Origin of the sequence: Fusobacterium sp. JB019, assembly GCA_030673965.1 — a bacterium.
GTDB lineage: Bacteria > Fusobacteriota > Fusobacteriia > Fusobacteriales > Fusobacteriaceae > Fusobacterium_B.
In genome coordinates this window covers 540727-548564 of the sequence record JAUTCN010000002.1, presented here as the reverse complement: position 1 = coordinate 548564, position 7838 = coordinate 540727, and the positions used below count along the sequence as shown (strand labels likewise).

Genomic DNA, 7838 nt, shown 5'->3' with positions numbered 1-7838 from the left:
ATACCCAACAAAAGCAGTTGGTATAAATAAAGTTTTTGCTTTTTCAGGTCCTCTTAAAAACATAGGAGATGATAAATCCCACGCTGTATATCCTCTAGCTTCAAATGTAGAACGAAGTCCACCATTTGGGAAAGAAGAAGTGTCAGCTTCTCCTCTAATTAATTCTTTTCCAGAAAATTGAGAAAGTATACTACCATCAGAAGAAACAGAAATAAAAGATTCATGTTTTTCTGCAGTAAGCTCAGTTAATGGTTGAAACCAGTGAGTGAAATGAGTAGCACCTTTTTCAGTAGCCCAGTTTTTAGCAGCATTGGCAATTACTTCAGCAACAGAAATAGATAGTTCTTTTTTTCCGCTTTGAACAGCTTTAAATTCTTTAAAAATAGAACCAGGGATTCTACTTTTTAACTCTATTTCAGAAAAATGGTTTGTTCCAAAAATTTCTAGCATGTTATTCATTTAAAAATACCTCCTAAAAGTAAATAATAATAGATAAAAGTTAATTTATTAAAATATGAAATTATAAAAATTTAATTCCATGTTTTTCATAATGTTTAATCATTTCTTTTGGCCAGATAGAAGCCTGTACTTCTCCAATATGAATTTTTTCTAAGAAAAATAAACAAATTCTAGATTGTCCTATTCCTCCACCTATTGTATAAGGTAGTTCTTTATTTAGTAAAGCTTTATGGAAAGGAAGTTCCTTTCTTTCAGTAGCTCCAGCAATTTCAAGTTGTTTAGCAAGAGATTCTTCACTAACCCTAATTCCCATAGAAGTTAATTCTATAGCTTTTTCTAATGGTTCATACCATACTAGTAAATCTCCATTTAAATCCCAATCATCATAATCAGGTGCTCTACCATCATGTTTTTCACCAGATTTTAAAGCTTTTCCTATTTGAGAGATGAATACCGCTTTATATTTTTTAGCAATGGCATCTTCTCTTTCTTTTGGAGTTAAACTAGGATAAATATCTTCTAACTCTTGAGAAGTTATGAAGAAAATATCTTCTGGTAATTTTTTATTTAAAAGAGGGTATTCTCTATTAATATATTCTTCGGTTTTTTGAAGAGCTCTGAAAATATTTTTTACAGTTTTCTTTAAAAAATGCATATTTCTTTCTTCTTTTTTTATAATAAGTTCCCAATCCCATTGATCAACATATATAGAATGTAAAGGGTCTAACTCATCTTCATCTCTTCTGATAGCATTCATATCGGCGTAAAGACCTGCATGCATAGGAAATTCATATTTTTTTAATGCCATTCTTTTCCATTTTGCTAATGAATGAATTACAGCAAAATTTCCAGGAACAGTTTTAATATCAAAGGCTACAGCCCTTTCATAACCGTTTAAGTCATCATTAAGTCCAGAAGCTTCACTTACAAATAAAGGTGCAGATATTCTAGTTAAATTTAATTCATAGGCTAAAGATTGTTGGAAGAAATCTTTAACTTTTTTAATACTAACTTCAGTTTCAAATAAACTCAACTTGTTTTCATATCCTATCGGTATAATACATTTTTTCATAATTATCACTCCTTTTAAAATTTAAATAAAAAAACCATTTGAGTTTAGCACCCAAATGGTTTGAATTAACGAATAATCAGGGCACAAATCTTAATCTTAAATTAAACAAGATAAAATGGATTTGCCCTTAAAATGTTATGAAACATTAAGTAAGATCAAATCCCGACATATTGCCATTATTATTATTGTTATTTATAGTGGTTAAAATAATAGATTTTTTCATATGTCTCCTCCGTTCTTCTTAATATGTGTACAAGTATATATTATTTTGATGCGTTTGTCAAATGGAATTTAAAAAATTTATATGTTGCCAAGGTAACTAGTTTAAGAGTATTTAAATTAAAATAGTTTTATTTGAAATAAAATGTTTTATTTTAAATTATATTGCTTTATTTTTCTATATAAAGTTGCAATACCAATTCCTAAAATATTTGCAATTTCTTCTTTGTTTTTAGAGGAATTTCCATACTTTATTAATAAATTTGAAATAGCATCTTTTTCTATTTCTGCGAGAGTTTTAATAGAATTATTATTAATTGAATAAATTAATTTAGGCGGTAAATCTTTTGGAGTAATAGTGTGGTCAAAAGAATCAGATATAGTTAAAGAATATTCTATAATATTTTTTAATTCTCTAATATTTCCTGGCCAATTATATTTTAAAAATATATTTATTACTTCTTTGGAAATAGTTTTTTCTAAAATTCCAGAATCTTCACAATATTTTTTAACAAAGAAAATAGTTAAATCTTTAATATCTTTGGGCCTTTCTCTAAGAGGAGGTATAAAAATAGGGAAAACATTTAACCGATAATATAAATCTTCTCTAAATTCATGTTTTCTAACCAGTTCTTCTAAGTTTTTATTAGTTGCAGCAATAATTCTTATATTTATATTCTTAGGATGATTAGAACCAATCGGAGAGATTACTTTTTCTTGTAGAACTCTAAGCAATTTAACTTGTAAATTTAAAGGCATATCTCCTATTTCATCTAAAAATATAGTTCCGTTATTTGCTTGTTCAAAAAAACCTATTTTACCTTTTGGATTGGCTCCAGTAAAAGCTCCTTTAACATAACCAAAAAATTCACTTTCAATTAAAGATTCAGGAATAGCGCCACAATTAACAGCAATAAAAGGTTCATTAGTTCGGTTGCTGCTAGAATGTATTAATTTAGCGATAACTTCTTTTCCTACTCCGCTTTCTCCTGTTAATAAAGTTGTAGTATCTGTTTTTGTTATTTTAGAAATTTTAGAATAAACAGTGCTCATTTCATTAGAAGAAAAAATAAAATTATTATTTAGGTTACTTTTTAAATTATTGATATATGTCATAAATTTATTTGATTCTTGAAAAATATATAAAGTTTTTGATTTTCCATAATCAGTAGGAAATTTAATAATATCTCCTACAACAATATGATTTCTATTTTGAGAGATTAAATTAAATTCTTTTTTGTCAAATAAAGGGATAATATTATCTGATTTTAATTTAGAGTGAGCTTCAGAATCGAAAAGTTCTTTTCCAGGTTCATTAATAAGTTCAATTTTATCATCATCATTTGTAAGGATAATAGAATCCGGAATTCTATCTATTATATTAGCTAGAATTTTATTGTTATATTCAATTTCTTTATTTTTGTTAACTTCGTAAATTTTAGAAGAAATAAAAGAGGCCATTTGTATTAAAAATTTAATATAAGAGGTCTTCTTTTGCATGAATTGTTTTTTTTGCTCTTCTTCAAAGCAAATAAGTCCAATAACTCCAATGGGAGTATTTTTATACATTATAGGTGTTGATATTTCAAGCTTTTCAGAACAAGTGTTTTTAGAAGGACAGGTTTCACAAATAGGGTCTTGCCTTGGGGAAGTAATTATTTTAGTTTCTCCTGTTTTTAAGACCATCTTATAAACATGAGCTTCAGAGCTCATATTTAGGCCAACTTTATTTTTCAAAACCCCTGTGGCAGCTATTCTAACTAAGTCTCTACTCATAATTTCTACATCAATATTTATAACTTGAGATATAGTTTCAGCATATTTTTTGATATCATCAATTGCATTATTTAATAGTTCCATATTGTCTCCTAGTTTATTTTATAAAATTATTATACAACAAATTATCAAAATGATAAAGAAAAATCAAGAAAAAATGTTTAAAATTCAGAGAATATGTAATAAAATAGAGGGGTAACGCCAAAATTATCAAAATGATAGTCAATTATCATTTTGATAGAATAATAAGAAAATTAAGTGGTTTGTAATGGCTTATAAAGTTCAGTTAAAGATCAAGGAAATGCTTTTATATAGATGGCATATAAATTGCTTAGTATAAGTGTGTAACGAAAAAGTTAAGGAGGTTTTGATAATTATGGAATTATTAAAATGGATAAAAAATGAAAAGAGTAGAGATAAAAATTATAAAAAGGAAGCTTTATTTGGTTTTGAAGATGAAGTCATAAGTGAAGTGTATGATTTTCATAAGACTTTACCTAACTATAAGCCAACTCCTTTAGTTGATTTAGAGAGTCTAGCTAAATATTATGGGGTTAAAAAAGTTTGGTTAAAAGATGAATCAAAAAGATTTGGACTAAATGCTTTTAAAGTTTTAGGAGGATCTTATGCAATGGGAAAATATTTAAGTGAAAGATTAAATAGACCTATGGCAGAGCTTCCGTTTAATGTATTAGTTTCTGAGGAGATAAAAAATCAACTTGGAGAAATTACTTTTGTCACTGCAACTGATGGAAATCACGGAAGAGGAATAGCTTGGATGGCAAATAAATTAAAACAAAGATCAATTGTTTATATGCCAAAAGGATCGGCTATTATGAGACTTGAAAATATTAGAAAAGAAGGTGCAGAAGCAACAATAACAGAGTTAAATTATGATGATGCAGTAAGACTTGCAAATGATAAAGCTTTATCTACTGGTGGAGTTATGGTTCAAGATACAGCTTGGGACGGATATGAAGAAATTCCATTGTGGATAATGCAAGGGTATACAACTATTATAAATGAAATAATAGAACAATTAGATGGAGATAAACCAACTCATGTATTTTTACAAGCTGGGGTAGGATCTTTTGCAGGAGCTATTCAAGGATATTTAGCTCATTTATATGGAGAAGATAGACCAATTACAGTAATATGTGAACCTCATGGAGCAAATTGTATATATAAATCAATGGAAGCTAATGATGGTAATCCTCATAATGTAACTGGAGATTTAAAAACAATAATGGCAGGTCTTGCATGTGGTGAACCTAATACAATAAGTTGGAAAATATTAAGAGATAATTCAGATTTTTCAGTTTCTTGTGAAGATAGTATTTCAGCAAGAGGAATGAGAGTATTATCTAGTCCATTAGGAAATGACAAAAGAGTTATTTCAGGAGAATCAGGATCAGTTGGATTAGGTTTATTTACAGTGTTATCAGATAATAAAGAAGAGTATAAAGAATTTTTAAATGAATTAAAACTTGATGAAAATTCAAAAGTTTTATGCATAAGTACAGAGGGAGATACAGATTTAGAAGGATATAAAAATGTTGTATGGAATGGAATGTGTTCTAATAAATAGAGAGAAGGAGAGATCAGAGTGAAAAATAAAATAGAAAAGTTAATGAATAAATTGGAAAAAGATTTGATAAAATTTACTCAAGATATTATTAAAATAAAAAGTTATACAGGTCATGAAAAAGAATTAGCTTTTTTTATAAAAGAAAAAATGGAAAAATTAGGCTACGATAAAGTGATATTTGATGATCTTGGAAATGTGATAGGAGTTATTGGTAACGGAGAAAAGAAAATTTTATTTGATTCTCATATTGATACAGTTGAAGTGAGTGATCCTGAAAAATGGGAAATGGATCCATTTGGGGGAGAAATAAAAGAAGGTAGAATTTATGGAAGAGGTTCTTGCGATATGAAAGCTGGGGTAGCAGCAACTATTTATGCGGGGTATATGGCAAAAGAGTTGGGGTTAACTAATGGGAAAACAGTTTACATATCAACTTCTTTAATGGAAGAAGACTATGATGGAGTTGCATTAGAATATATTTTAACAAAAGATGAAATAAAACCTGATTATGTTGTTGTTTGTGAACCAAGTGAATTGAAGTTGGCAATAGGGCATAGGGGAAGAACTTTAATAAAGATAACAACAAAAGGAATTTCAGTACACGGTAGTTTTCCTGAAAAAGGAGAAAACGCTGTTTATAAGATGAACAAAATTATTAAAAAAATTGAGGAATTAGAAAATAAATTTGAAAAAATTAATGGAGAAAGAGGTTCTGTAGCATTAAGCAAAATAGAAAGTAATTCAGTATCTTTAAATGCAGTACCAGATTTATGTAGTATTTATTTAGATAGAAGATTAATAATTGGGGAAAATAAAAAATTTATAAAAGAAGAAATTGAAATGCTAATTGAAGGAACAGATGCAGAATGGGAAATATATAATCAAATAGGAGAAAGTTGGACAGGAAAAGAAACAATATTACATTCGTTTTTACCAGCTTGGGAAATAGATCAAGAACATATATTAGTAAAATCTGCCGTAGAGTCATTTGAAAGATTAAATAATAAAAAACCAGAAATTTTTAAATGGGATTTTTCAACAAATGGTGTAACTTCAGCAGGAAAATATGGTATACCAACAATAGGTTTTGGAGCTGGGGAACCAAAATATGCACATACTAAAGATGAAAATTGTTCAGTTGAAGAAATTATAGAAGCTTGTAAATTTTATTCTATGTTAGTTTTTAATTTAAAGTAAATAAATAGTAGGGAGGAAAGTAATGGACAAAAAGAAACTAGGTTATTCATCACAATTAGCGTTAGTGGCTTCTTTGATTGCTGGGTCTGTAGGAACGGGTAATATATGGCGTTTTCCTAGAGTTGCAGCTGCAAATGGTGGGGGAACATTTATAATTGCGTGGGCGATTATGTGTATTATAATTTGTTTGCCCATTATGATGGGAGAACATGTAATGGGACGGGCTTCAAGACATGGAACTCCAGGAGCTTTTAGAGATTTTGTAGGTAAAAAGTTTGCTTGGATGGGAGCAGTTGTTGCGATAATAATGGCATGTGTTGCAGCTTATTATTCAGCAGTGGTGGCTTGGGTAGCTTATTACTTAGGATTGTCTGTAACAAAGGGTTATTATGGAGTAGATAAAGTAACTAAATTTAATTCTGTTTCAAATGGAAACATAATTACTTTAGCTTTATTTATAATAGTTCTTGCCGTATCTGCTTATATAGCATATACAGGAGTAAAAGGGATAGAAAAAGCAAATAAAATTTTCTTGCCTGTTTTATTAGGATGTTTGTTAGTAGCAGCTATAAGATCAGTAACATTACCTGGAGCAGGAAAAGGTTTAGAATATTTATTTCATTTTGATTTTAAGGAGTTATTAAACTATAAACTTTGGTTAGAAGCTTTAACACAAGCAGTTTGGTCAGCAGGTCCAGGTTGGGGATTAGTAATAACTTTAGCAGTATTTTCAAGAGCAAAATCAGATGTTAGTTTAACTACAACAATTCAAGTTTTTGGTGATGCCTCAGTATCATTAATTGCAGGAATGGCGGTAATACCAGCAATATTTGCATTAGCTCCAACAATAACAGAAGCAATAGCAATTACAAAATCAGGAAATAATGGTTTAACATTTATTTCTATGACTAATTTATTTGAGCATATGCCAGGTGGATATATAGTTTCGATAATGTTCTTCGTTAGTTTATTATTTGCCGCAATTTCTTCAAATATTTGTCATTTTATGATAGTATCATTACCATTTGTTGATTCTGGATTTGATAGAAAGAAAAGTATAATAAAAATATTCTTATTGTTATTAATTTGGGGAGCTCCATCAGCATGGAATGCTAATTTCTTATCAAATCAAGACTGGGTAGCAGGTCAAATGATGTTAGTAGGAGCATTATTCTCTTGTTTTGCAATACGTAAGTTTGGTGCTAAAAAAGTAAGAGAAAAATTCTTAAATACAAAGTATACAGCTATGAATATAGGATCTTGGTGGGAAGTATCAATTAAAATATTTGCTCCAGCAGTAGTTCTTCTTATGTTTGTATGGTGGTCATATCAATCAATTGCTTGGGAAGCAAATTGGTGGAATCCATTTGGGGTTGCAAATTTAGGAACTTTCTTTGTACAAGGTGGATTGATGATTTTAGTTTCAATTATATTTAATGATAAAATTGCAAATTCAGTAAAACATAAATACTTTAATGGAGAAGAATATCCAGAAGTTCCAGATAATGGATACAGTAACTAATTAAA

Annotated in this window: 6 protein-coding genes; 3 read left to right on the top strand and 3 right to left on the bottom strand. The window is 28.9% G+C overall.

Annotated elements, in window-relative coordinates:
- The 3 genes from Q7K47_02830 to Q7K47_02820 all read right to left on the bottom strand — a co-directional run.
- The coding region (locus Q7K47_02830) for a glutamine synthetase III (GenBank protein MDP0506141.1) at window positions 1-459 on the bottom strand (459 nt) is incomplete at its 3' end.
- Between the two features lie 61 nt (window positions 460-520).
- Window positions 521-1510: an aspartate--ammonia ligase gene (gene asnA / locus Q7K47_02825; protein MDP0506140.1), complete on the bottom strand. Its 990-nt coding sequence runs from the start codon at window positions 1508-1510 to the stop codon at window positions 521-523.
- A 390-nt stretch (window positions 1511-1900) separates the two neighbouring features.
- A complete protein-coding gene (locus Q7K47_02820; GenBank protein ID MDP0506139.1) occupies window positions 1901-3610 on the bottom strand; it encodes a sigma 54-interacting transcriptional regulator in 1710 nt (569 codons plus the stop codon).
- Window positions 3611-3902: 292 nt separating this feature from the next.
- On the opposite strand from Q7K47_02820, the gene dpaL reads away from it, so the two are divergent.
- The 3 genes from dpaL to Q7K47_02805 are packed head-to-tail and all read left to right on the top strand — an operon-like array spanning window position 3903 to window position 7833.
- Window positions 3903-5114 carry a diaminopropionate ammonia-lyase gene (dpaL, locus tag Q7K47_02815; protein ID MDP0506138.1) on the top strand — a complete coding sequence of 404 codons (1212 nt, stop codon included), beginning with the start codon at window positions 3903-3905 and terminating at the stop codon, window positions 5112-5114.
- A gap of 18 nt (window positions 5115-5132) precedes the next feature.
- The gene (locus Q7K47_02810) at window positions 5133-6311 is read left to right on the top strand and encodes a YgeY family selenium metabolism-linked hydrolase (GenBank protein MDP0506137.1); all 1179 of its coding nucleotides are present in this window, start codon (window positions 5133-5135) and stop codon (window positions 6309-6311) included.
- 22 nt (window positions 6312-6333) lie between these two features.
- Complete coding sequence (locus tag Q7K47_02805; GenBank protein ID MDP0506136.1) at window positions 6334-7833, top strand: sodium-dependent transporter; 1500 nt, start codon at window positions 6334-6336, stop codon at window positions 7831-7833.
- Window positions 7834-7838: the final 5 nt, after the last annotated feature.

Excerpts from the sequence above, each read along its gene's own strand:
- Q7K47_02820 (MDP0506139.1), bottom strand. The coding sequence starts at position 3,610 with ATGGAACTATTAAATAATGCAATTGATGATATCAAAAAATATGCTGAA.
- dpaL (MDP0506138.1), top strand. The coding sequence starts at position 3,903 with ATGGAATTATTAAAATGGATAAAAAATGAAAAGAGTAGAGATAAAAAT.
- Q7K47_02805 (MDP0506136.1), top strand. The coding sequence starts at position 6,334 with ATGGACAAAAAGAAACTAGGTTATTCATCACAATTAGCGTTAGTGGCT.